The sequence below is a fragment of the Aeromonas sp. YN13HZO-058 genome (assembly GCF_001921245.1).
Taxonomy (GTDB): Bacteria; Pseudomonadota; Gammaproteobacteria; order Enterobacterales; family Aeromonadaceae; genus Aeromonas; species Aeromonas allosaccharophila.
The window spans coordinates 18,646-41,735 of the sequence record NZ_MQSY01000069.1; the positions used below are offsets into that span (position 1 = coordinate 18,646).

Genomic DNA, 23,090 nt, shown 5'->3' on the forward strand with positions numbered 1-23,090 from the left:
CAAAGTGGCGGGGGAGGCCTAACATGGCCCGACATCTGTTTATGAATCGGGACAAAGGAATATGTCTGCGTTGAAAAAGGATCTCGGGCTCTGGCAGGGGATGGGGCTGCTCGCCACCTCGCTGCTCGGCACCGGGATCTTCGTGGTGCCGGCGACCGCCGCCTCGCTGGCGGGCGGGGCGTCGCTGTGGGCCTGGTTGCTGCTGATTGCGCTGGTGCTGCCCATCGCCTTTACCTTCGCCCGCCTCGGCCGCCGTTATCCCCATGCGGGCGGCGCGCCGCACCTGATTGGCCTCGCCTTTGGCAACGGCGCCGAGCGCTTCTCCGCCTTCCTCTTTCTGGCGGTGTTACCCGTGGGCCTGCCTGCGGCCTTGATGATCGCCGCCGGTTTCTGGCATGCCCTGTTCGAGATGGGGGAGTGGGCCCTCTGGGCCATCCAGCTGCTCACCCTGCTCGGGGTATTTTTGCTGGGGCTGCGCGGGGCGCGCTCCTCCGGTAACCTGCAACTGCTGATTGCGCTGGCGATTCTGGGGCTCACCCTGCTTATCTGGTTCAAGGGGGAAGTGAGCTGGCGCGACGCAGCCCGGCCCTTGCCGAGCGCGGACGAGTGGCCTGCCATGGCCACCGCGCTGGCGGTGATGTTCTGGTGTTTCGTCGGGCTCGAGGCCTTCGCCCATATGGGGGAGGAGTTCAAGCGGCCGGAGCGGGATTACCCCATCGCCCTGCTCGGCGGGGTGCTGCTGGCGGGGCTTATCTACTGGGTACACTCGCTGGTGGTGCTCAAATATGGCCTCTATGGCGATGAGGCGAAGAATGCCACCGCCATCCCCTCCCTGCTGGCGCTGCTGTTTGGCCCCACTGCCAAGTGGCTGGTGGCGGTGCTCGGCTACCTCTCCTGCTTTGCCAGCATCAACATCTACATTCAGGGCTTTGCGCGGCTGATCTGGAGCATGGCGCGCGAAGGCAAACTGCCCGTCTCGCTGGCTGTGCTCACTGCGCGCGGTGCACCACTGCGGGCGCTCACTCTGGTGCTCGCCATCTGCCTGCTCTGCATCACCCTGATCATCTGGCTGCGACTGCCGCTCGATGAGCTGATCCGCTACGCCAACGGCAACTTCGTGCTGGTCTACCTGCTCTGCATGGCGGCGGGCTGGCGCCTGCTGAGTGGAGTGGGCAAGGGGCTGGCGGGGGTGAGTGTACTGCTCTGCGCTCTGGTGCTGGTGGCGCTCGCCTCCCAGGTGCTCTATGCCGTCGTGCTGAGCCTTGGCTACGGAGGCTTCTCGTTGTGGCGGCGTCATCTGCGCCGCAGTCGTCAGCAGGATGCGCTCCCGGTGGCGAAGTAACATCTCCCCTATTGCCGGAAAGATGAGAAAGCCCTGATGTTCAGGGCTTTTTTGATTCAGGCATATGGGATATTCATATGAACACCCGTTGGCACGCTATTTGCCGAAAAGTGCGGGGTCGGATCAACTCAGCGGCGATTTATAGCCAAAAAAAGTGGGATCCAGCTCCCGTTTTGCTTAAAGTGCTCCTTTCCGATCCCGGTGGTCGGAATGCCCGCAAGGATGCCCTTCAGACGTAAACAGGATGGCCTGGCCAGACTGACTCACAGCGATATTCACTGTTCCGGTTCCCTTTTCTGCCGCGTCCCTGCTGGCAGCGCCCTGTTCCGTTCAGTCAGTCCGGGTCTTGCGTCACTCTCATCGTGCATTGTCTCCATCTGCAGCGAGTGAATCATGAGCGAATCGGTTTTTGAGATCCACGACTGGACCCTGAGCGTTGACGACAACATGTTGTGTCGTCCCGACCGCGAGGTCTACCTCGAACCCAGACTGGTCAATCTGTTGCGGTTTCTGGCCCACAATGCTGGCACCGTGTTTGGCCGCGATACCCTGATCAACGAGGTGTGGGACGGCGCCGAGGTGACCGATCAGGTGGTGACCCAGTCCATCTTCGAACTGCGCAAGATCCTCAAAGATGGTCGCTCCGATGCGACCGACTATATCGTCACCGTGCCCAAGCGCGGCTACAAGCTGGTGGCACCGGTACGGCCGCTGCAGGTGGTTTCCGTGGTGATGGCGGACGAGCAGCCCGCGACCGCGGTCAATACCGCTCTCTCCGACAACCCGACCCTCTCAGATCTGAGCCCACCCGCGGCCGATCACGATGATGATGATGCACAGCCCAATGTTGCCCCTTTTCCCGCCGGGCCGCTGACCCGCGCCATTTCCACCCATGCCAAGGATGCCCGCAGCCGCTGGAAGATGGTGAGTTTCGATGTCTTCGTCGCCATCGTGCTGATCGCCATTGTCAGCATGCTCAGCTACCAGCACACCAGCCCCCAGGTACACACCATGCTGGATCCCAATCTGCTGGTGTTTCGCTTCCACTCCGGCATGGATGACAACAACGAGAACGTGCGCCTCGCCGATGGCATCACCCGCGCCCTGATGGGGGAGGTGGCGGTAGCCACGCCGCTGCGGGTGCAGTATGGCGCCACCAATCTGATGGGGGGCATCCTGCCCGGCAAGGAGCTGAGCGTGCGGGTCACCCGCCAGCCCCGGGGCACCTATCTCGATCTGGAGTACCGGAATATCAACACCAATCGGGTGCTGTTCAGCCACCAATACCAGCTCAGCCGTCACAATGTACACGGGGTGCTGCAGGCGAGCAGTCAGGATCTGCTGCGCGCCCTCGACCAGCCCGATGCCGAGCCGGGGATGGGCTGGCCGACCGACGATGCCTCGCTGATGGCGCTGATGGAGGCCCACTACTACACCAACAGCCGGGATCCGGTGGCCCTAAAGCGCGGTATCGATCTGCTGGAGCAGGCGCTGATTGCCCATCCGGATCAGCCGTTACTGCTGGCGGAGCGCTATCTGGCGGGCGAGGCGCTGGCCACCCTGGCGGGCAAATCCGAGAGCGAGCGGCTTCAGGGGATTGGCACCCATCTCGCCCGCGTGGTGGAAAACAGCGGCGCTCTGCCAGCCCGGGTGTGGGAGGCTTTGACCCTGCAGGCGATCCTCAACGGCCAGCAACAGCAGGCCAACTATCTGCTGGAGAAGGCGGCGAGTCGTGGCCGCTCGGGGCTCTACTACATACTGCAGGGCAAGCTGGCAGAGTTGGACGGTCGCCCCGAGGCGGCGGGTGATGCCTACAGTCAGGCCTTCCTGATGGAGGCGACCGAGCAGACCTATCTGCTCTGCCAGCAGCTCGGTTTCTACAGCAATATGGAGACCCTCACTCCCGCCCTGTTCAATGCGTTGGGTCAGAGCAAGGTGAAGCTCTTCTAACGCTACGGCTCTTGTTTTTCTTCGGTCGGCGCGGTTGCCGACCCTATTCACGGGCTGCCTTCGGGCGGCCTGCGTCGTTTCAATCTCTCTCCATCCTGCTTGTTTGTCCTTGGGGATAGCCGCTCTGGTGCAGCCCGATTTATCCCCCGTAGCTCCCTACTATCCCCATTTGCCTTTGTCTTGCACGCCCATTCGCATTCGCTGCACTCGAGTTTGCCCGGCTTTGCGCCGCGCGCGTGCCTCGTGCCGTCATCCCATTGTGGGTGGTGGGATAAGAGGTCAGTCGCCACTCATTGTTTACCAGTTGTCGTCACTGAGTTTTGCCTCTGAACCTGGAGTGCGATGAGATGAGCGGAGGGCCGAACAGGAGGTGAGCGGCCACTCAGGGTGATGATCAGCAGGGCTTCCAGATGGCCGCAAGGGCAGGGGGCGCAATGGGAGCCGCTTTATCCCGGGTTTATCTGGCCAAAAATATCAAGACGGCGAGATAAGGGGGTTATCAAGGGGCAAAAACGGGGCGGCCGGATATCAAGGTTTTATCAAGGTGACGGTGTGGCTTGATGTCAATTCACTGTTTTTAAATGCTTTTTAGCAAAACCGGTGAGGCGGCGAAAAAAGTTGGCTCATATTTTTATCCGTTAGCTGGTCTTTATGTTTTCCGGGGATGAGAGGCCTAGTCTGTGCCCATTCTTTGGCGGGGCGTTCCGCCAAATGTGTATGTGACGACCCGACCTTTTATAGAACCGGAGATCTTATGTCCCTAGATACGAGCAAGAAGATTGGCCTTATCGCCTGTACAGGTGTGGTGGCCGGCAACATGATGGGGAGTGGCATCGCGCTGCTGCCTTCGGCACTGGCCACCATCGGCTCCATCTCTGTCTTTAGCTGGGCAATCTGTCTGGTAGGCGCCATGGGCCTCGCCTTTGTCTTCGCCCGCCTTGCTACCAAGAACCCGCAAGAGGGTGGCCCCATTGCGTATGCTGGCGAGATCTCTCCGGTGTTCGGTTTCCAGACCGGTGTGCTTTATTACCACGCCAACTGGATCGGTAACCTGGCCATCGCCATTACCGGCGTCTCCTACCTCTCGGTGTTCTTCCCCATTCTCAACAGCCCGATCCCGGCCGCTGCAGCCACCATCGCTGCCGTCTGGATCTTCACCTTCGTCAACCTGCTGGGCGGTAGCTGGGTGAGCCGACTCTGTACCCTGGGCCTGGTGCTGATCCTGCTGCCGGTTGTCGGTACTGCGGTGATGGGTTGGGGTCATTTTGATGCCACCGTCTACAGCCAGAACTGGAACACCACCAGCGGCAGCGACCTGCATGCGGTCATCAGCGCCGTGCTGATCTGCCTCTGGTCTTTCGTCGGTGTTGAATCCGCCGCCGTCTCTTCCGGCATGGTGAAGAATCCGAAGCGCACCGTACCGCTCGCTACCATGCTGGGTACCGGTATCGCGGGTGTTATCTACATCCTCTCCACCCAGGTGATCAGCGGCATGTTCCCGGCCGGTGAAGTGGCGGCCTCCGGTGCCCCGTTTGCCATGGCCTCTTCCGCCATCTTCGGTAGCTGGTCTGCACCGTTCGTCTCTGCCTTCACCGCTCTGGCCTGCTTCACTTCGCTGGGCTCCTGGATGATGCTGGTGGGCGAGGCGGGCAAGCGTGCCGCCAACGACGGCAACTTCCCGAAAATCTACGGCGAAGTGGACAAGAACGGTGTGGCCAAGAAGGGTCTGATCCTCGGCTCCCTGAAGATGACTGCCCTGATGATTGGCCTGACCGCCTTCACCTCCCGGTCTGCTCACGCAGCCGATCTCTTCAACGTGCTGACGACCGATGCGGTGCTGCTGACCATGCTGCCCTACTTCTACTCCAGCATTAACCTGATCCGCTTCGAGGGCATGACCTCCCGCAGCATCGGCGCGATGATCTTCTCCGGTGTGGCCTGTGTCTTCTGTCTGGTGGCCCTGATGGGTGCCAAGGGGTCCAACCTCACCGCTACCTTCGTGGTGTCGCTCATCATCCTGATGTTCTACGCCAAAAAACAGGGTCTGCGTCAGCACGATGCCCTGCTGAGCGAACAACCCAGCAACTGATTCCCCCTTTTATCTTCCGAGCGCTCTTCACTCACCATCCCTGATGGAGAGCGCCCCTTTACGTGTGGAGCATTACGATGAATATCATTGCCATCCTCAACCACCTGGGCGTTTTCTTTAAAGAAGAACCCATTCGCCAGCTGCAAGCCTCCCTCGAGCGCAAGGGTTTCGAGGTTGTTTATCCGGTCGACGTGGCCGATCTGTTGAAACTGATCGAGAAGAACCCCCGCGTTTGCGGCGCCATCTTCGACTGGGACAAATATTCTCTGGGCCTGTGCAAGGAGATCCACGATCGCAACGAGAAGCTGCCGATCTTCGCCTTCGCCAACGACCAGTCCACCCTGGATATTCACCTGACCGACCTGCGTCTGAACGTCCACTTCTTCGAGTACCGTCTCGGCATGGCCGACGACATCGCCCTCAAGATGGGTCAGGCCACTCAGGAGTATCAGGACGCCATCCTGCCGCCGTTCACCAAGGCGCTGTTCAAGTACGTGGAAGAGGGGAAATACACCTTCTGTACCCCGGGTCACATGGGCGGTACCGCCTTCCAGATGAGCCCGGCCGGCAGCATCTTCTATGACTTCTATGGCCCGAACGCGTTCAAGGCCGACGTCTCCATCTCCATGCCGGAGCTGGGCTCCCTGCTGGACCACTCAGGTCCGCACAAGGAAGCTGAAGAGTATATCGCCCGTACCTTTAACGCCGATCGCTCTTATATTGTGACCAACGGTACCTCGACCGCCAATAAGATTGTCGGCATGTTCTCCGCACCTGCCGGCAGCACTGTGCTTGTTGACCGTAACTGCCACAAGTCGCTGACTCATCTGATGATGATGAACGACGTGACACCGATCTACTTCCGTCCGACCCGCAACGCCTACGGCATTCTGGGTGGTATCCCGCAGAGCGAATTCAGCCGCGAGACCATCGCTGCCAAGGTTGCCGCCACCCCGGGTGCCCAGGCGCCCCGTTACGCGGTGATCACCAACTCCACCTATGATGGCCTGCTCTACAACACCGGCTTCATCAAGGAGGCGCTGGATACCCCTTACATCCACTTCGACAGTGCCTGGGTGCCTTACACCAACTTCAGCCCGATCTACGAAGGCAAGTGCGGCATGAGTGGCGAAGCGATGCCGGGCAAGGTGTTCTACGAAACCCAGTCCACCCACAAGCTGCTGGCGGCCTTCTCCCAGGCGTCGATGATCCACATCAAGGGTGACGTGGAGGAAGAGACCTTCAACGAAGCCTTCATGATGCACACCTCCACCTCGCCGCAGTACGGCATCGTGGCCTCGACCGAGATCTCCGCTGCCATGATGCGTGGCAACACCGGCAAGCGTCTGATCAAGGACTCCATCGATCGCGCCGTCTCCTTCCGCAAAGAGATCAAGCGACTGCGTGATCAGAGCGAAGGCTGGTTCTTCGACGTGTGGCAGCCGGACAACATCGACACCGTCGAGTGCTGGAAGCTGGATCCGAAAGATGACTGGCACGGCTTCAACGGCATCGACGATGACCACATGTACCTCGACCCCATCAAGGTCACCCTGCTGACTCCGGGGATGGGTCGTGATGGCCAGCTGCTGGAGAAGGGCATCCCTGCGTCACTGGTCTCCAAGTTCCTGGACGAGCGCGGCATCGTGGTCGAGAAGACCGGCCCTTACAACATGCTGTTCCTCTTCTCCATCGGTATCGATCAGTCCAAGGCGATGCAGCTGCTGCGCGCCCTGACCGAGTTCAAGCGTGGCTATGACCTGAACCTGACCATCAAGAGCATACTGCCGAGCCTCTATCGTGAAGATCCGAGCTTCTATGAAGGGATGCGTATTCAGGAGCTGGCCCAGAGCATCCACGATCTGACCTGCAAATACCGTCTGCCGGAGCTGATGTTCAAGGCGTTCGACGTGCTGCCGGAGATGAAGATGACCCCGCACGCTGCATGGCAGCAGGAGCTGGCTGGCAATCTGGAAGAGGTGCCGTTGCGTGACATGGTTGACCGCATCAGCGCCAACATGATCCTGCCGTACCCGCCGGGAGTACCGTTGGTGCTGCCGGGCGAGATGGTGACCCAGGATTCTCTGCCGGTGCTCGAGTTCCTCGAGATGCTGTGCGAGATCGGGGCCCACTACCCGGGCTTCGAGACCGACATCCACGGCCTCTATCGTCAGGCCGATGGCAGCTACACCGTCAAGGTGCTGCGTTAATCAACATCGACAACCATCGAAAGTGACAATCATCGAAAGTCACAATAACGGGCCGCAAGGCCCGTTTTTCCCTCCGGAATTCCTGTTCTTATTGCGTGAGTCGCTAACCATGAAGCGAGTGCTCTCCATTCAATCCCACGTAGTCTTTGGCTGTGCCGGCAACAGCGCCGCCGTTTTTCCCATGCGTCGCCTCGGGATCGAGGTGTGGCCGATGAACACGGTGCAGTTCTCCAACCACACCCAATACCGCGAAGGCTGGCAGGGGATGGTGATGCCCGGCGGCCATATCCGTCAGCTGGTAAACGGCCTGGCGGAGATCGGCGTGCTGGCCGAGTGCGATGCGATCTTGAGCGGCTACCTCGGCTCGGCCGAACAGGGGGAGGAGATCTTGGCGGCGGTGGCCCGGCTCAAGGCGCTCAATCCGGCTGCCCTCTATTTTTGTGATCCCGTGATGGGTCACCCCGACAAGGGGTGCATAGTGGCACCCGGCGTCGCCGATTTTCTGAAAACTAGGGCACTGGCCTGCGCCGATATGCTGGCCCCCAATCTGCTGGAGCTGGAACAGCTCACCGGCCGCGATATCCGCAATGTGCCGGAGGCCATCGAGGCGTGCCAGCAGTTGCGGGCGCAAGGGGTCAAGCTGGTGATGGTGAAACATCTGGGCAAGGCCGGCTTTGCCATGGACCGCTTCGAGATGCTGCTGGTGTGTGAGGAGGGGACCTTTCACCTCTCCCGCCCGCTTTATCCTTTTGCCCGCTACCCCATCGGGGTGGGGGATCTGCTGAGCGCCACCATGCTGGCCAATCTGCTGGCCGGTTGCACCCCTATGGCGGCGTTCGAGCGCACCAATGCCAGCGTCGATGCGGTACTGTCCCAGACCTGGCTGGCGGGGGCTTACGAGCTGCAACTGGTTGCGGCCCAGCACGAGATGGCGCTGCCGCAGGTCTCCATCCGGGCGACTCGTCTCTGATCTGCGAGATAGCAATCGGTTTATGGCGGGGAAGGGGACTAATCTGGTGACCAGTATTGTCAGCGTGAAGAGGCCACCGACGCGAGCGGCTGATCTTCAGGGTGACAAGGCGGGAGTGACGGCCAGATAGCATTGACAGACAACCCGCCATACTCATGTTTCCACGGTTGGAGAGATATCATGCACAGCTTCAATAGACGACTGCTCTTGGTGACAACGATCCTGACGCTGACCGGTTTTGCCGGTTTCGCAACCGGCCAGACATTGCTCCCGCTTAATGGACAAAACGCCGAGCAAATTAAATCTGATGATATGGCCTGCCAAAATCAGGCGACCAGTACGACCACTCCGGCGACTGAGCAGCCTCAGGGCGGGCGGCTCGCTGGCGCGGTGAAAGGGGGGCTCGTCGGGGCTGCCGCCGCGGAGGTGCGCGGTAACCAGCATGAGGCCTACGACAGGCTAGATGACGATGTGCAGCAGGAGTATCGACAGGAGAATGCCCGGGATGCGGCCGCGGTGGGAGCCGTGATAGGCGGTCGTCACCAGAGAAAAGAGCGACGTGCCGAACAAGTGGCCGCGCCCGCGGCGACCACCTCACAGGCTTATATCAGTTGCATGCAGGGCAAGGGTTACAGCGTCACCCCATAAACGTCTGATGGCGTGATGCTGTCGGCAAGCTCAGGCCCCGCCGGGGCCTGAGTCACCGCTTATTGCGTCAGTTCTAATGCCTGGGGGCTCAGTCCTGCGGGCTTTTGAGCGCCTTGATCACATCCTCTTTCGGTTCCAGCTCCTTGACCTGATTGAAGATCTCCAGCTCCCCCTGCGGGCTGACGGTGTAGGCATCGGCATCCTGATAGCTGCCACTGCCAGCGCTCTCGATGATGACCACCAGCTCGGGCTGTTTGTCGCCATTCAAATCGACCAGCTTCAGCTCCCGGATAAAGCCGTTACGGGCCATCACCTTGCCATCCAGAAACTCATCCAGTGGGAACTCGGCGTTCTGGCCCGAATAGAGTCGCACGTCATAGCTGCCGATGGAGGCAGGTTCACCGGCCCCCTGCGCTACCCGGATCACCTGCCCGGAGGGGAGGGTCAGTTGTTTGCTAAATCCCTCTTCGGCTTGTGTTTGTGCTTGTGCCGCCAGCGGCAGGGTCAGCAGCCCTGCGATTATCAATGCTCTGTTCATCTTGGAACCTCTTGCTGTCTGTTGACCGCGGGCTCCCGTGGGAGCCCGCCGTGATGCTGTTACCAGATCTTCACCCGCTTCTGGGGCGGCAGATAGAGCTTGTCACTCGGCTGGATGTTGAATGCCTCGTAGAAGGCGGGAATGTTCGGCACCACGCCGTTGACCCGGTACTCGGGCGGTGAGTGGGGGTCGGAGCGCAGCAGCATCTGCATCAGCTCGGGGCGATACATCCCCTTCCACACCTGTGCCCAGCCGAGGAAGAAGCGCTGTTCGCCGGTAAAGCCATCCAGCACCGGCGCCTCCTTGCCATCGAGCGACAGCTCGTAGGCCTTGTGGGCGATGGTGAGGCCGCCCAGATCGCCGATGTTTTCCCCCAGGGTGAACTGGCCGTTGACGAACTGGCCGTTGATGGGCTCGAAACGGTTGTACTGGGCCACCAGCCGGCTGGTGCGGAAGCGGAACTCCTTGAGATCCTGCGGCGTCCACCAGTCGCGCATCATGCCGTCGCCGTCGGATTTGGCCCCCTGATCATCAAAACCGTGGCCCATCTCGTGGCCAATGACCCCGCCGATGGCGCCATAGTTGACCGCATCATCCGCCGTCATGTCGAAGAAGGGGGGCTGCAAAATGGCCGCCGGGAAGACGATCTCGTTGTTGCTCGGGTTGTAGTAGGCGTTCACCGTCTGCGGCGACATGTGCCACTCATCCCGGTCCACCGGCTTGCCGAGGCGCGCCAGACTGTCTGCGTATTCAAAGGCTTGCGAGCGTTGCAGGTTGCCGACCAGATCATCCGGTTTGATGGCGATGGCGCTGTAATCCTTCCACTTGTCGGGGTAGCCGATCTTGGGGCGGAACTTGGCCAGCTTCTCGAGTGCCTGGGCCTTGGTTTCCGGCGACATCCAGTCCAGCTCCTTGATGCTCTGGCCGTAGGCGGTGCGCAGGTTCTCCACCAGCTGCTCCATCCGCTCCTTGGCCGCTGGCGGGAAGTAGCGGGCCACATAGAGCTGGCCGACCGCTTCACCCAGATGATCGTTCAGCACCCCGAGCGCCCGCTCCCAGCTGGCGCGCTGCTTGGGCGTGCCGCTCAACGTGGTGCCGTAGAAGGCGAAGTTGGCGCGGTCGGTCTCGCTGTCGAGATAGGGGGCGTAGTCGGTCAGCAGTTGCCACTTGAGGTAGGCCTGCCAGTCGGCGATGGGGGTCTGGGCCATCACCTGATCCAGCGCGCTCAGATAGGTCGGCTGACCGATGATGAGCTCCGGCTGGGCAGCAATGCCCGCGGCGTTCAGATAAGCCTGCCAGTCGAGATGAGGGGCGAGCCGTGCCAGTTCGCTGGCGGGGCGCTTGTTGTAGTTCTTCTCCCGATCCCGCAGGGCCACGTTGTCCCACTGGATGGTGGCGAGCCGGGTTTCGAGGGCCAGAATCCGTTTGGCCTTGCCGCTCGGATCAGACTCCCCGAGGCTGCTCAGCATGGCGGCGATATGCTGCTGGTACTTCTGGCGCAGTGCCTGACTGTCGGGATCCTGCTTGAGGTAGTAGTCCCGATCCGGCAGCCCCAATCCCCCCTGATAGAGGTAGACCGCATAGCGGTCGGGAGACTTGGCATCGGCGTCGATCCAGATGCCGAACGGTGCGCCGCCGCCCATGCGGCCCGACTGGGCAAAGGCGCGGGCCAGCGCGGCCTGATCACCGATCCGGTCGATGTCGGCCAGCGCCGGTGCCAGCGGGGTGAGCCCCTTGGCATCTCGGCCTGCCTGATCCAGATAACTGGCGTAGAGATCGCGGATCTGCTGGGTCGGCGTGCCGGTGGCGGCCTCCTGCTTGGCCAGCCCCTCGACCAGCACCCGCACATCGGCGAGGGATTTGTCCCGCAGCATGTAGAAGGCGCCATCGGCGGGGCGATCGTCTGGGATCTTGGCGGTGGCGAGCCACTTGCCATTGACGTAGCGGAAGAAGTCATCGCCGGGTTTGACCCGGGTATCCATATTGGCCAGCGCCAGCCCGGAGTGTTTGGCGGATTCTTGCGGTGCCTGACTGCAGCCAGCCAGCAGGGCCAGTCCAATCAGGCCGGCCAGTAAGCTTTTCTTATTGTTCATCTTGTTTGATTCCAATTCGGGTTGTTTGCTTCCCTGCCCATCTTCCTTGCTCCAACCAGCTGTGCGACCGTCTTGCGGTCTGCCTGGTGGAGAGGGCGGGCGAGCCTCACTCTAGCAGCAGGGTTGCAGCTTGATAAGCCCGACTCTGCTAAGATCGGCCGGTCCGTTCTGGGGAAGCCTATGATTTCTCATCTTTATTCTCGCTTTTGTCTGACTATGCCAGCGCCGGAAGGTTCCACCGGTTTGCTGGTGGCCTTCAGTGGCGGTCTCGACTCCACCCTGCTGCTGGTGCTGGCGGCGCAGTATGCCCGCGAGCACGGCCTGCCACTTCGCGCCCTGCACGTGCACCACGGCCTCAGTCCCCATGCCGATGAGTGGGTCGCTCATTGTGAAGCCGTGTGTCAGCAATTGGCGGTGGAGCTGCTGGTCGAGCGGGTGACCCTGGCCCGCGGCAATGGCGAGAGTCTGGAGGCGCAGGCCCGCACCGCCCGTTACCAGCGGCTGACCGCCCGGATGCGGGAGGGGGAGTGGCTGCTCACCGCCCACCATCAGGACGATCAGCTGGAGACTCTGCTGCTGGCCCTCAAGCGCGGCGCCGGTCTGCGCGGGCTGGCGGGCATCTTGCCAAGCCAGCCCTTTGCCGGCGGCCTGTTGCTGCGTCCGCTGCTCGATATCAGTCGCGCCGAGCTGGCCGAGGCGGCGGTGAGCCTCCCCTTTGGCTGGGTGGAGGATGAGAGCAATCAGGATGTGAGCTATGACCGCAACTTTCTGCGCCAGACGCTTATCCCCCAGCTCAAGGCACGCTGGCCCGCCATGGCCCAGACTGCGGCGCGCAGCATGGCCCTGTGCGCCGAGCAGGAGGCGCTGTTGGACGAGCTGGCCGAGAGCGACTGGCAACTGGCGGGCGAAGGGGAGGCGCTCCATATCGGCCCGCTGCACGCCCTCTCACCGACCCGGCGCAACAACCTGCTGCGCTACTGGATCCGCCGTCAGGGCGGCGAGATGCCATCCCGCGAGCAGCTTGCCCGGCTATGGCAGGAGGTGGCGCGGGCGCGCGGCGATGCCAATCCCCAGCTCAACTGGGGGCGCCAGAGCTGCCGCCGTTTTCAGGAGCGGCTCTATCTGGTGAGCTCGGACTTGCAACCCTGCCATCAGCTGTTGCCGCTGACAGTGGGCGAGCCGCTGACCCTGCCGGACGGGCTGGGCGAGTTGGTGGTGCGCATGGCGGAGAGCGGCGAGGGGCTGCTGCGTGTCCCCCGGCCGGACGAACCGCTCTCGGTGCGCTTTCAGGTGGCGCCGGGGATCCCTCTCAAACCGGTGGGACGGGGCGGCAGTCGCCGGATGAAAAAGTTGCTGCAGGAGTATGGCGTGCCTTCGTGGCAGCGGGGGCGCATCCCCATCCTCTATTATGGCGAGCAGGTGGCGGCGGTGGTGGGGCTCTTTGTCTGCGACGGCTTTATGGCGCAGGGGGCAGGGCTGGTGTGTCACTGGCAGGAGAGCGGTACAGCCCCCATCCTGCCCGAGCTGGATCTCGCCTGATTTGATCGGTGTGAGCGGGGGCTAGCCCCAAAAAAAAGAAGCTCCGGTCACATGGCGCGCATGTGCCGGAGCAAAGAAGAGTTCGGGATTATTCGAGAAGGCCGGCCTTGCCGGCTTTTTTGCGGGCGTAGAGGTGGCTGTCGGCTGCTTCATAGAGGCTCTGCACATCGACCCCGGATTGCCAGCTGGCGGCGCCAAGGCTGCAGCCGACCGAGAAGGTGCTGAGCTCCTTGTTGGTCATCAACATATGCTGCAGTCGCAGCCAGACCGGGCGCCACGCCTCGGGTTCTGCCGGTTGCAGCAGCAGGGCAAATTCATCGCCCCCGAGCCGGAAGGCTTGATCGGTACTGCGGATACATCCCTTGAGCAGCTGGGCGAAGCGGCTCAGCACCAGATCCCCCACCGGATGGCCCCAGGTGTCATTGATCTGCTTGAAGCGATCGAGATCCAGCAGCACCAGCACCAGACCGTGGGGCTCGCGGCTGTGCTGCTCGATGGCGCGGCCGATGGCCTCGTCAAAGTAGGAGCGGTTGCCAAGGCCGGTCAGGTGATCGAGCCGGACCAGCTGATCCAGTTTTTCCAGCCGCAGATAGAGGGGCAGTAGCAGGCAGAGCAGCTGATGGTATTGCATCAGTACCCGTTGCTGGCTGCCGCTCAGCGGATGTTCCAGCTCGTATTGGAGCTGGCCGAGCAACTGGCCGTGCTGGCCGCGCAGCTCGAACGGATAGTTGTGCAGGTTGAGGGTGGCCAGCGGCGGGTGCTGGATCAGCACATGGGGCTGGCCACAATCGAGGTAGAGACCGTGGATCCTGACAATTCTTGCCGCACGATCGGCAAAAGTTGTCAGCAAACCGCCGAGATCGCTCTGCCCCAACAACTGCTCGAGCAACTGGTTGCGTTCAACGCTGGGCAACGGCGTGAGCCGCTCCATCTGGCGAACCCACTGCTCGATGCCATAGCTAAAGCCATTAAGTGACGACGTATTTTCCATGGTCTTCCACCTGTAACACCTGACTACTGTCTCCTCCCTGCAATTGGCATGCCCAATATATCTTTCCTGACCGCCAGATCGGCTGACTAAGCTTAAGTCGATAAAAGGAGAGGAAAATTTGTACACCGACCTGTTGATCCTGCTGTTCGCCGCCGTGCTGCTGGTGGCAATTTTCCGGCGCCTCGGCTTGCCGGTGATCCTCGCCTACCTGATTGCTGGCGTGTTGCTCGGCCCCCACGGGCTGGCGGTGATCACCGGCCAGTCGATCATGCAGACCATTGCCGAGCTGGGGATCGTCTTTCTGATGTTCTCGCTGGGGTTGGAGTTCTCCCTGCCGAAATTGCTGGCGATGCGCCGGTTGGTGCTGGGGGTAGGGATGTTGCAGGTGCTGCTCACCTCGCTGCTCTTCTTCGCCATCGGCTGGTGGTGGGGGCTGGGTCTGGCCCAGTCACTGGTGGTGGCGGGGACGCTGGCGCTCTCCTCCACGGCGGTGGTGATCAAGCAGCTCGGCGAGCAGAAGCAGCTCCATACCCGCCGGGCTCAGCTCGGGGTGAGCGTGCTGCTGTTTCAGGATCTGGCGGTGGTGCCCCTGCTGGTGATGATCCCGATCCTCGCCCAGCCTGAAGTACAGGGGAGTGCGCTGGCCGCCGAGATCGCCTGGGCCACCCTCAAGGGGTTGTTTGCCTTGCTCACCCTGCTGGCGGTCGGCAAATGGTTGCTACCGTTGCTGTTTCACGAGGTGGCGCGGGCCCGCTCCGATGAACTGTTCGTGCTGAGCGCCCTGTTGGTGGCGTTGCTGGCCGCGTTCATGACCCATTCGCTCGGGCTGTCGATGGCGCTGGGGGCGTTTCTGGCGGGGATGATGCTGGGGGAGTCCCACTACCGTCATCAGCTGGAGGTGGACATCAAACCCTTTCGCGACGTATTGATGGGGCTCTTTTTTATCACCATCGGCATGGCCATGGATTGGCAGCTGGTGGCGCGGGCATGGTGGCAGGTGCTGATCTGCGTGCTGCTGCTGGTGCTGTGCAAATCCCTGCTGGTGCTGCTGGCTGGGCGGCTGATGGGGGAGCGCAAGCGCGACAGCATGGCCGCTGGCATCATGTTGAGTCAGGTCGGGGAGTTTGGCTTTGTGCTGCTGGCGTTGGCGCTCCACCATGGTCTGCTGGATCAGCAGCTGGTCTCCCTGCTGATCGGCATCGGTATTATCTCCATCGCCATGACCCCCTGGCTGGTGACCCAGGCCCACTCGCTGGCCCGCAGTCTCACCGATCCGGCGCTGCTGACCCGCTCCGAGGTGGCCCAGTCAGGCCTTAGCAAGAACCAGCATGTCATCATCGCCGGGTTTGGTCGGGCGGGGCAGACCTGTGCCCGTTTTCTCAAGATCGAGGAAATCCCCTTTCTGGCCCTCGATCTGGACCCCGAGCGGGTGAGTGAGGCCAAGCAGGCAGGAGAGCAGGTGGCCTTCGGCGATGCCAGCCGCCGCGATATTCTGCTGGCCGCCGGGTTGCTGCGGGCGCGGCTGGTGATCATCACCTTCGATGATCGCAAGCGGGTGGAGGCGATGCTGGCGCTGATCCGCGCATTGGCGGGGGAGCTCAAGGTGCTGGTGCGTACCCGGGACGACAGTTTTCTGGAGCAGTACAAGCAGGCGGGGGCCTTTGAGGTGATCCCCGAATCCCAGGAGGGGGCTCTGATGCTGGTCTCCCATTTGCTGCTCAACTGCGATATTCCTCTCGGGCGAGTGATCCGCCGGATGGAGCACGAGCGCAGCAGTCAGTATCGCTTCCTGCACGGCTTCTACTGGGGGGATCAGAGCGCCAGCAATCTGGAGGCAGACCAGCTGCTCGAACGTCTCCATCCGCTGTTGCTGCACGATCAGGCGTGGGCAGTAGGCCGTGAAGTGCGCGAGTTGCCGCTCGATGAGGTGCGGATCAAGGAGGTGCAGCGCGGGGATCTGAGTCTGGAGCCCAGACCCGAGCTGGTGCTGGCGGCCGGCGATCGGCTGATCCTGTTTGGTACCGTGGTGGCGATGGAGCAGGCGGAGCAGCGTCTGCTGGAGGGGCACTGAATCCCCTCGCGCTCATTGACCACGCGCCCGTTTACTCCCGCTCTGTTGGTTGCCCCTCGATATCGAGAAAGGCGGCGACCCGCTCCCGCTCCTGGAGGGTATCCCGATAGCCCAGCTTGATCAGCTGCTGGCAATAACCCGGATAGAACATCAAAAAACTGGCCAGACTGCTGGTCTCATCCCCCTTCACGCCCAATACCCGCAACAGGCGGCGCAGTTGCAGTGGCAGCTTGCGCAGATAGGCCAGCGCCATGGTGTCGAGATCCTGACTCGGTTTCAGCACGCAGGTCTCTACCCGTTTCAGCTTGAGGCGGTTGCGTTCCCGTTCCGGGATCAGGTCCAGAGTCTGGTTGATGCGCCACAGTCGCTCCAGATCGGAGTTGAGGGTGTCGGTAAAGACGGTATCGAGCAGATGGCTGGCGATATTGGAGCTGGTGAGATGGCCGTGGTGATGGGTCGGTGCCGAGTGCTCGGGTGGATCCAGGGTGATCAGCAGGATCCGCTCCGCCCCCAGATGGATGGCGGGGCTGAGCGGGCTCAGCTGGTGGATGGAGCCGTCGCCGTAGAACTTCTCGCCGATCCGGGTGGCCGGAAAGACAAAGGGCAGCGCTGAGGAGGCGAGCAGATGCTCCGATGTAAGCACGGTGCGCACCCCGCGCCGTCTGGCCCGCTCCCACGGATGGTGCTCGGCCCGCCCCTGAAAGAAGGTGGTGGAGAGACCGTCATCGTAATCCGATGCCGTGATGGCCAGCGCCTCCAGACTGCCGTAGAGGATGTTGTCATCGATGCGGTGATAGTCGATGAGCTGATCCAGCAGGCGGTGCAGCGGCGCGTTGTCAAACAGGTGAAAGGCGTGGTTGGTATGGGGATTGATCAGCCCCGCCGAGCCTTCGTACATCAGCCGCCACAGCAGCCGACCGGGGTGAAAATCGAAGATGTGGTGAGTCTCGAAACGGCGCCAGACCCACTCCAGCTTGCGCACCCCCAGATGAAAGCAGGAGGCATAGCAGGCCAGCGCGGTGACATTAATGGCCCCCGCCGAGGTGCCGCACAGGATGGGAAAAGGAATGCCGAGATTGCGCGGGTAGAGCTCCGCAATCGCCTTGAGGGCGCCGACCTGATAGGCGGCGCGAGCACCGCCACCGGTGAGCAACAACGCTGTATTCGGTCTGGCCATATGCTGGCGCCTTATTGTTGGCCCGAGAGGGGCGTTCCCACTGACAAGTTAACTATAAGGCGCTGTATCAAATATAAAAACGGGCGCTTGCCCGTTTTTTTCATGACCCTCTGTCAAAGGGCGCGGTGAGGATTATCCGGCCGCACCAGCTGATCGAAGGCGGCGAATACCGGGGCACTGGCGAGGATGCGACCGTGGCCCAGACCCCGGGTGCTCACCAGCCGGGTATGACCATCCTGACTGGCCCGCAAGGAATCGCCGTGGGGGGCAAACCTGTCCTCCTCGTCATGCACGATTATCGCCGCGCCGCTGCGGCTGGCGAGTCGGCCCAGCGGATCGACCGTGCTCAAGGGGTGTTGGTACTCCTGCTCAATCTCCTTGACCACCGCATCGAACAGCCGGATGGAGTAGCCGGAGCGCGCCACCATGCCGTAGAGCTGGGGCACATAGTCGAGCACCGGCGAAATCAACAGCAGTGGCAGGGCATCGATACCAGGCTGACGGCTGGAGAGAGTGACGGCGCCCCCCATGCTGTGGGCGATGACCCCGTGCAGCGGGCCCACTTCGCTGGCCAACCTGGTCGCCAGCTCGTCGAAGGCACGTACGAAGCGGGGCAGGTGGCCGGTATTGCCTGCGCTCTGGCCGTGGGCCGGATGATCGTAGGCAATGGCGGTGAAACCCTGCGCGGCGATATGGCTCATCAGCGGATAGAACTGGCTGGCGCTGCCGGACCAGCCGTGCATCAGCAACCACAGTGGCCCCTGACCGAGCCGATAGCTCATCAGTACCCCTTCGCTGGTATGGACGGCCTGTTTCACCAGACCGGCAGGTTCGCTGCCATCCCGCTGGTTGCGCTGGGGGGTGAGCAGCAACTTGCTGGCGGTACGCTTGGCATGGCTGGGGGCGAGTCTGTGGTGCAACCGGGTGCCGATCCCCAGCAGCCATTTGCTCGGGCTGAAGCGGCGGGTGTTGAAGTAGATCTTGCTGCTCATGGTCATCCTGTGGTTTTTATGTGCGAACGGTCGTGCTTTTTTATCGGTTTTTAAAAAGTCGTGTTGAACGGATGCCAAAACATCAGCGCCAGCTGCTCAGCAGGGCGTCCACTTCGGGCCAGAAGTGGCGGGCCGGATCCTGACACAGTTCGAGGTCGTTGAACACCTGATCCGCCAGATAGAGGCCATAGAGACGGTAAACGGCGCGCCAGGGATCCATCTCCTGTCGCCACTCGCCTGCGGCCTGGCCCTGCACCACCTGACGGGCCAGATAGTCGAGCCAGAAGCGCACCAGTTGACGGGCTGCTTGCTGCACCTGGCTCTCTTGCTCATGGCCATCCTGCGCCGAGGTCCAGGCGTCGAGGAACATGCAGCGACCGGCGAAGCAGTGGTTCCATGCCTGCCAGGCGCGCAGCAGGGCGATCAGCTTGTCATGCTGGCTCTGGTGTTCCTGCTGGCGTACCGGCTGGATCACCCGCAGCCGGAACACCTCGGCGGCGTACTCCAGCACGGCGATCTGCAGATTGTCGCGGGATTGAAAGTGGGCAAACAGGCCGCTTTTCGACATCTCGCAGGCGCTGGCCAGCGAGCCGATGGTCAGGCTCTCCAGCCCCTGCTGGCTCGCCTGCTCGAAGGCGGTCTGCAAAATGTTTTCCCGGGTCAGGCGCCCTTTGCTCATCACTCTCTCCTCGTTGGCGCTGGCAGCATAAAGTACGATCGTGCTAATTGTCGAGCAACAAATAGCCAGCATGGCTGGCTACCTCATCGTATATGTGTCGCCGTGTGCGGGGCTCAGCTCTCCCTGATATCGAGTTGCTGCAGGGCGATCACCGCCTGAGTGCGGTTCTTGACCCCGAGCTTGCGAAAAATGGCGGTGATATGCGCCTTGATGGTGGCTTCGGAGACATTGAGTTCCCAGGCGATCTGCTTGTTGAGGCTGCCGTCGCGCAGCATGATCAGCACCTTGTATTGCTGGGGGGTGAGGCTGGCCAGCTTGCTGGCGAAATCGGGGCCATCTTCCGATTCGGGATGGAGCGAGATGCCTTCCGGCACCCAGTTATCTCCCCCGATCACCGTATTGAGGGCGTTGACCAGCTCCTTCATCGGCACCGATTTGGGAATGAAGCCGAGCGCGCCGAGCCGCAACACCTGCTGGATGATGGCCGCATCTTCCGAGGCGGAGACCACCACGATAGGCAGGTCGGGATACTGGCCGCGCAGGTGGGCCAGCCCCTCGAAGCCGTTGGCCCCCGGCATCTTGAGATCGAGCAGCAACAGGTCAACCTCGGGGTGCTCGCCGAGCACGCTGGTCAGGCTGTCGATGGAGTCCGCCTCCAGCAATTGAGCGTCGTTGATGGCCATGTGCACCGCTTGGTAAAGGGCGCCCCGAAACAGGGGGTGGTCATCTGCGATGACGATGGTAAATTGGCTGTCCATATTTCGGTTAATGGCTCACATTGTGGCTAACTGATTGTTTTGAAAAATCAAACTAGCATCGCTCACCAAGAGGGTCAAACCCGCCGGTGCGCAAATGTGAAGCGACCATCGGATGTGTTGCCATCAGGGCAGACCGGCTGGTCGCAGGCAACTCATGCAGGAGGCAAGAGATGGGATCCTTGGTATTGACGGTGGGCACCGGCTCCACCTGGGCGATGCGGGCGGCACTGGTGCTCGCCATGAGCGGGCTGACGTGGCAGGAGCAGGTGTTCGATCTGGAGGATGCCAGGTCGCTGGCGCGACTCAAGCGGTTGGCACCGGCCGGTCTGGTGCCCTGGCTCGAACACGATGGCGTGCGGGTTCACGACTCGCTGGCCATCGCCGAATATGTTCACGAGCGCTGTCCCGACCGTCAGCTCTATCCCGTTTCGCTGGCCGAGCGGGCACTGGCTCGCAGTCTCTGCGCCGAGTTGCACGCGGGATTTCGGCAGATCCGTTCTCTGCTCCCCTTCTTCCTTGGGGCGCCAACCCGTATCGGTCCTCCGGTGGAGGCGGTCGGCGAGCTGGCTCGCTTGCAGGATATCTGGTCGCAGGCGCGGGGCCCCTTCTACTTTGGCGAGGCGGGCATTATCGATGCCTTCTATGCCGTGATGGCCTATCGGCTGGCCAGCTACGGCATCCTGTTGCCCGGTCAGGCGGGAACCTATCAGCAGGCGCTGCTGGCCTGGCCCCTGTGGCAAGAGATGTTGGTCAAGGCGCGGTTGCAGTGGCCGGTGGCGGCGCGCCAGTCCCAATAAACTGGTGCGGGCGGAACAACGAGAGAGGGGAGCCCGTGGCTCCCCTCTCTATTGCAGGTAAATATGGCTCAAAGGGTTACTGCTGCCGACCGGCAAAGACCACCACCACCTTGTCATCCCCCTTCTCCCGCATGAAGGCGTAGGGCGCATCCGAGAGTTTCTGGTGGCTGCCTGCCGCAATGGCCGGATGGGCGGCGCGGAACTGGCCCAGTTGCTGCCAGTGCTTGACCAGCTCCGCCTTGTCTCCGCTGGCCAGCTCCTGCCAGTTCATGTCGGAGCGCAATGCCTGATCGAACACCCCGCCATCCTTGGCCAGCCCGCGGCCGGACTCATCGCCGTAGTAGAGCTGGATGCCGCCCGGCAGCAGCATAAAGCTGTTGGCGACCCGGCGCTGTAGCGGTACATCCTGATAGTCACCAAAGAACAGCTTGGTGTCGTGGGAGCTGATATAGCTCAGCACGTTGAACTCGGGATCCTGATTGATGCGGCTGGCGTAGCTGGCATAGGTGGGCTCAGCGCCCGCCATGCACTGGGCCTGGGGCAGGGCAAACTCGCGCTGATAGTCGAAGTTGATCAGCGAATCGAAACCGTTCTGATACCAGAAATCCTTGGCGACCCCGTGATCCCACACCTCGCCCACCATGTAGAAGGGCAGAGCGTCGAGGGCCTTGTCCGGGTTGGCGGCCTTCCACTCCTTGAGCGCAGTGGTGCCCGCCTGTTTGAGCTTGGCCCATACCTCGGGCTCCAGATGTTTGACGGTGTCGGCTCGAAAACCGTCGATGCCAAAGCGGCGCACCCAGTCGGTGTGCCAGGCGATCAGGTAGTCGCTCACGGTAGCGTCGGGCAACGCCTTGGCCTTGGTATCTTTTTTCGCCGCCAGCAGCGGCGGCAGCCCTACCTGTTTGGTCGATTCAGTGAGAAAGTCCGGCAGCCCTGCCACCGAGCCGGTGACATCGTCGGTGCCGGGCTGCGGGTAGCCGGGCAGACCGGCACGCACCCAGTCACCACTCCACCACTTGTTCCACGCTGGCGATTGATAGTCGATGAACTGGTTGTAGCCATGCCAGTTGAGGCCGCCGCTCGGGCGCCACTGGTTCCAGACGGTCGGCAGCTTGTCTGTGTTCCGGGTCAGCTCGGTGAGCCCCAAATCCTGCAGGTCGGCGAGGGTGGCGTAACCTGCGTGGTTCATCACCACGTCGAGGATGATGCGCATGCCGCGCTTGTGGGCCTCGTCCACCAGGGTCTTGAGGCTTTCCTCGTCGCCGTAGTTGGGGTCAATCTTGGTGAAGTCGAGCGCCCAATATCCGTGGTAGGCGTAGAAAGGGAAGTTGCCCTGCTCGCCACCGCCGATAAAGCCGTGCACCTGCTCCACCATGGGGGTGATCCAGATGGCGTTCATGCCGAGGCTCTTGATGTAGTCGAGCTTCTCGGTCAGCCCCTTGAAGTCGCCGCCGTGCCAGGTGGCCACCTCATCCTGTCCATCCTTCTGGCGGCCGAAGCTGTGGTCGTTGGCGGGGTCACCATTGTGGAAGCGATCGGTCAGCAGAAAATAGACGCTCGCCTGATCCCAGCTGAACGGCGCTGGTTTGGTCGCCTTGACCGGTTCGAGCAGCAGCAGGCCGCCGCTCTCTTTACTCGGGGTCAGGGTCAGCTTGCCCTGTTTGACCACCGCCTCCTGTTTCGAGTAGGCATCCCGCAGCCGAGTGCCGTCGGGCCAGACCCCTTGCAGGGATACCGTGACCGGGCCGCCATCCCAGCTGATGCAGGGCTCTTGTGGTGGCTGGCGTTTGAACTCGCTCTTCTTGGTCGCCCGCAGCACCTTGAGGCTCGGGGTATCCGGGTTGAAGGTGAACTGATACTCCCCTGCCAGCATCACCCGCAGGGTAAAGCTCTGCTCCTTGCTGCATTTGTCCATCGGCTGGGCGGTGCCGAAGGGAAGCGGCTTGCTCTCGCTCGGGCCAAAGCTGGTGCCGCAACTGTTTCCTGCGTCGCTGATGCGGATCTGGTGGCTCCCCTTGGCGAGGGTGTGGGTGAGCTCGATCGTCCCCTTGTCCAGCGCGATTGGAGTCGCTACCGGCTGGCCATCCACATAGAGGTGAACCTCAGGGGCGGCCATGGCCTGACCGATCAGCAGAGGGCTGGCCAGCAGGGCGAGCCAGAGAGGGGATAAGTTGGGAGTGCGACGCATAAGCCATTCCTTGAGCAGGGCAGTTCGGACAAGGGCCCATTCTAGGAGCAGCAAAGCG

General features: G+C 61.9%; 17 protein-coding genes. 9 read left to right on the forward strand and 8 right to left on the reverse strand.

The window, feature by feature from the left end; genetic code table 11:
• Positions 1 to 61: 61 nt before the first annotated feature.
• The 6 genes from yjeH (at position 62) to BSP75_RS18275 (ending at position 9,209) form a co-directional block, all read left to right on the forward strand.
• Complete coding sequence (gene yjeH / locus BSP75_RS18250) at positions 62 to 1,342, forward strand: L-methionine/branched-chain amino acid transporter (protein ID WP_075114146.1); 1,281 nt, start codon at positions 62 to 64, stop codon at positions 1,340 to 1,342.
• A 393-nt stretch (positions 1,343 to 1,735) separates the two neighbouring features.
• The gene (gene cadC, locus BSP75_RS18255; RefSeq protein WP_075114147.1) at positions 1,736 to 3,292 is read left to right on the forward strand and encodes a lysine decarboxylation/transport transcriptional activator CadC; all 1,557 of its coding nucleotides are present in this window, start codon (positions 1,736 to 1,738) and stop codon (positions 3,290 to 3,292) included.
• 754 nt (positions 3,293 to 4,046) lie between these two features.
• Positions 4,047 to 5,381 (forward strand): cadaverine/lysine antiporter, encoded by a 1,335-nt coding sequence (gene cadB / locus BSP75_RS18260; protein ID WP_042657978.1) that lies wholly within the window; start codon positions 4,047 to 4,049, stop codon positions 5,379 to 5,381.
• 77 nt (positions 5,382 to 5,458) lie between these two features.
• Complete coding sequence (locus BSP75_RS18265; protein WP_075114148.1) at positions 5,459 to 7,591, forward strand: lysine decarboxylase CadA; 2,133 nt, start codon at positions 5,459 to 5,461, stop codon at positions 7,589 to 7,591.
• A gap of 109 nt (positions 7,592 to 7,700) precedes the next feature.
• Positions 7,701 to 8,561 (forward strand): pyridoxal kinase PdxY, encoded by an 861-nt coding sequence (gene pdxY / locus BSP75_RS18270; RefSeq protein WP_075114149.1) that lies wholly within the window; start codon positions 7,701 to 7,703, stop codon positions 8,559 to 8,561.
• Positions 8,562 to 8,741: 180 nt separating this feature from the next.
• Positions 8,742 to 9,209, forward strand: coding sequence for a hypothetical protein (locus BSP75_RS18275; RefSeq protein WP_075114150.1), 468 nt, complete (start codon positions 8,742 to 8,744; stop codon positions 9,207 to 9,209).
• Positions 9,210 to 9,297: 88 nt separating this feature from the next.
• Here BSP75_RS18275 and BSP75_RS18280 read toward each other — a convergent pair whose 3' ends face one another.
• Both BSP75_RS18280 and BSP75_RS18285 read right to left on the reverse strand, forming a co-directional pair.
• Positions 9,298 to 9,747 (reverse strand): PliI family lysozyme inhibitor of I-type lysozyme, encoded by a 450-nt coding sequence (locus BSP75_RS18280; RefSeq protein WP_075114151.1) that lies wholly within the window; start codon positions 9,745 to 9,747, stop codon positions 9,298 to 9,300.
• Positions 9,748 to 9,806: 59 nt separating this feature from the next.
• Positions 9,807 to 11,840 carry a M13-type metalloendopeptidase gene (locus tag BSP75_RS18285; protein ID WP_075114202.1) on the reverse strand — a complete coding sequence of 678 codons (2,034 nt, stop codon included), beginning with the start codon at positions 11,838 to 11,840 and terminating at the stop codon, positions 9,807 to 9,809.
• Positions 11,841 to 12,020: 180 nt separating this feature from the next.
• Here BSP75_RS18285 and tilS point away from each other — a divergent pair, with 180 nt between their 5' ends.
• Positions 12,021 to 13,379 (forward strand): tRNA lysidine(34) synthetase TilS, encoded by a 1,359-nt coding sequence (gene tilS, locus BSP75_RS18290; RefSeq protein WP_075114152.1) that lies wholly within the window; start codon positions 12,021 to 12,023, stop codon positions 13,377 to 13,379.
• A gap of 88 nt (positions 13,380 to 13,467) precedes the next feature.
• On the opposite strand, the gene BSP75_RS18295 is transcribed toward tilS, so the two are convergent.
• The gene (locus tag BSP75_RS18295) at positions 13,468 to 14,370 is read right to left on the reverse strand and encodes a diguanylate cyclase (protein ID WP_075114153.1); all 903 of its coding nucleotides are present in this window, start codon (positions 14,368 to 14,370) and stop codon (positions 13,468 to 13,470) included.
• A gap of 118 nt (positions 14,371 to 14,488) precedes the next feature.
• On the opposite strand from BSP75_RS18295, the gene BSP75_RS18300 reads away from it, so the two are divergent.
• Positions 14,489 to 16,441 carry a monovalent cation:proton antiporter family protein gene (locus tag BSP75_RS18300; RefSeq protein ID WP_075114154.1) on the forward strand — a complete coding sequence of 651 codons (1,953 nt, stop codon included), beginning with the start codon at positions 14,489 to 14,491 and terminating at the stop codon, positions 16,439 to 16,441.
• 31 nt (positions 16,442 to 16,472) lie between these two features.
• Here BSP75_RS18300 and BSP75_RS18305 read toward each other — a convergent pair whose 3' ends face one another.
• From BSP75_RS18305 to BSP75_RS18320, 4 genes are all read right to left on the reverse strand, one after another.
• A complete protein-coding gene (locus BSP75_RS18305) occupies positions 16,473 to 17,618 on the reverse strand; it encodes a patatin-like phospholipase family protein (RefSeq protein ID WP_075114155.1) in 1,146 nt (381 codons plus the stop codon).
• A 113-nt stretch (positions 17,619 to 17,731) separates the two neighbouring features.
• On the reverse strand, positions 17,732 to 18,610 hold the full coding sequence (locus BSP75_RS18310; RefSeq protein ID WP_075114156.1) for an alpha/beta fold hydrolase: 879 nt from the start codon (positions 18,608 to 18,610) through the stop codon (positions 17,732 to 17,734).
• An 82-nt stretch (positions 18,611 to 18,692) separates the two neighbouring features.
• A complete protein-coding gene (locus tag BSP75_RS18315; RefSeq protein ID WP_058052753.1) occupies positions 18,693 to 19,289 on the reverse strand; it encodes a TetR/AcrR family transcriptional regulator in 597 nt (198 codons plus the stop codon).
• Positions 19,290 to 19,402: 113 nt separating this feature from the next.
• Positions 19,403 to 20,047 (reverse strand): response regulator transcription factor, encoded by a 645-nt coding sequence (locus tag BSP75_RS18320; RefSeq protein WP_075114157.1) that lies wholly within the window; start codon positions 20,045 to 20,047, stop codon positions 19,403 to 19,405.
• A 170-nt stretch (positions 20,048 to 20,217) separates the two neighbouring features.
• Here BSP75_RS18320 and BSP75_RS18325 point away from each other — a divergent pair, with 170 nt between their 5' ends.
• Positions 20,218 to 20,844 (forward strand): glutathione S-transferase N-terminal domain-containing protein, encoded by a 627-nt coding sequence (locus tag BSP75_RS18325; protein WP_075114158.1) that lies wholly within the window; start codon positions 20,218 to 20,220, stop codon positions 20,842 to 20,844.
• A 76-nt stretch (positions 20,845 to 20,920) separates the two neighbouring features.
• Here BSP75_RS18325 and BSP75_RS18330 read toward each other — a convergent pair whose 3' ends face one another.
• Complete coding sequence (locus BSP75_RS18330) at positions 20,921 to 23,032, reverse strand: alpha-amylase (protein ID WP_075114159.1); 2,112 nt, start codon at positions 23,030 to 23,032, stop codon at positions 20,921 to 20,923.
• Positions 23,033 to 23,090: the final 58 nt, after the last annotated feature.

What these genes read in the sequence shown, in the direction of transcription:
- BSP75_RS18285 (WP_075114202.1), bottom strand. Translation starts at nt 11,840, where the DNA reads ATGAACAATAAGAAAAGCTTACTGGCCGGCCTGATTGGACTGGCCCTG.
- BSP75_RS18315 (WP_058052753.1), bottom strand. Translation starts at nt 19,289, where the DNA reads ATGAGCAAAGGGCGCCTGACCCGGGAAAACATTTTGCAGACCGCCTTC.
- BSP75_RS18295 (WP_075114153.1), bottom strand. Translation starts at nt 14,370, where the DNA reads ATGGAAAATACGTCGTCACTTAATGGCTTTAGCTATGGCATCGAGCAG.
- BSP75_RS18330 (WP_075114159.1), bottom strand. Translation starts at nt 23,032, where the DNA reads ATGCGTCGCACTCCCAACTTATCCCCTCTCTGGCTCGCCCTGCTGGCC.
- BSP75_RS18265 (WP_075114148.1), top strand. Translation starts at nt 5,459, where the DNA reads ATGAATATCATTGCCATCCTCAACCACCTGGGCGTTTTCTTTAAAGAA.
- BSP75_RS18310 (WP_075114156.1), bottom strand. Translation starts at nt 18,610, where the DNA reads ATGAGCAGCAAGATCTACTTCAACACCCGCCGCTTCAGCCCGAGCAAA.
- pdxY (WP_075114149.1), top strand. Translation starts at nt 7,701, where the DNA reads ATGAAGCGAGTGCTCTCCATTCAATCCCACGTAGTCTTTGGCTGTGCC.
- BSP75_RS18305 (WP_075114155.1), bottom strand. Translation starts at nt 17,618, where the DNA reads ATGGCCAGACCGAATACAGCGTTGTTGCTCACCGGTGGCGGTGCTCGC.
- BSP75_RS18325 (WP_075114158.1), top strand. Translation starts at nt 20,218, where the DNA reads ATGGGATCCTTGGTATTGACGGTGGGCACCGGCTCCACCTGGGCGATG.
- BSP75_RS18275 (WP_075114150.1), top strand. Translation starts at nt 8,742, where the DNA reads ATGCACAGCTTCAATAGACGACTGCTCTTGGTGACAACGATCCTGACG.
- BSP75_RS18280 (WP_075114151.1), bottom strand. Translation starts at nt 9,747, where the DNA reads ATGAACAGAGCATTGATAATCGCAGGGCTGCTGACCCTGCCGCTGGCG.
- yjeH (WP_075114146.1), top strand. Translation starts at nt 62, where the DNA reads ATGTCTGCGTTGAAAAAGGATCTCGGGCTCTGGCAGGGGATGGGGCTG.
- BSP75_RS18320 (WP_075114157.1), bottom strand. Translation starts at nt 20,047, where the DNA reads ATGGACAGCCAATTTACCATCGTCATCGCAGATGACCACCCCCTGTTT.
- tilS (WP_075114152.1), top strand. Translation starts at nt 12,021, where the DNA reads ATGATTTCTCATCTTTATTCTCGCTTTTGTCTGACTATGCCAGCGCCG.
- cadC (WP_075114147.1), top strand. Translation starts at nt 1,736, where the DNA reads ATGAGCGAATCGGTTTTTGAGATCCACGACTGGACCCTGAGCGTTGAC.
- cadB (WP_042657978.1), top strand. Translation starts at nt 4,047, where the DNA reads ATGTCCCTAGATACGAGCAAGAAGATTGGCCTTATCGCCTGTACAGGT.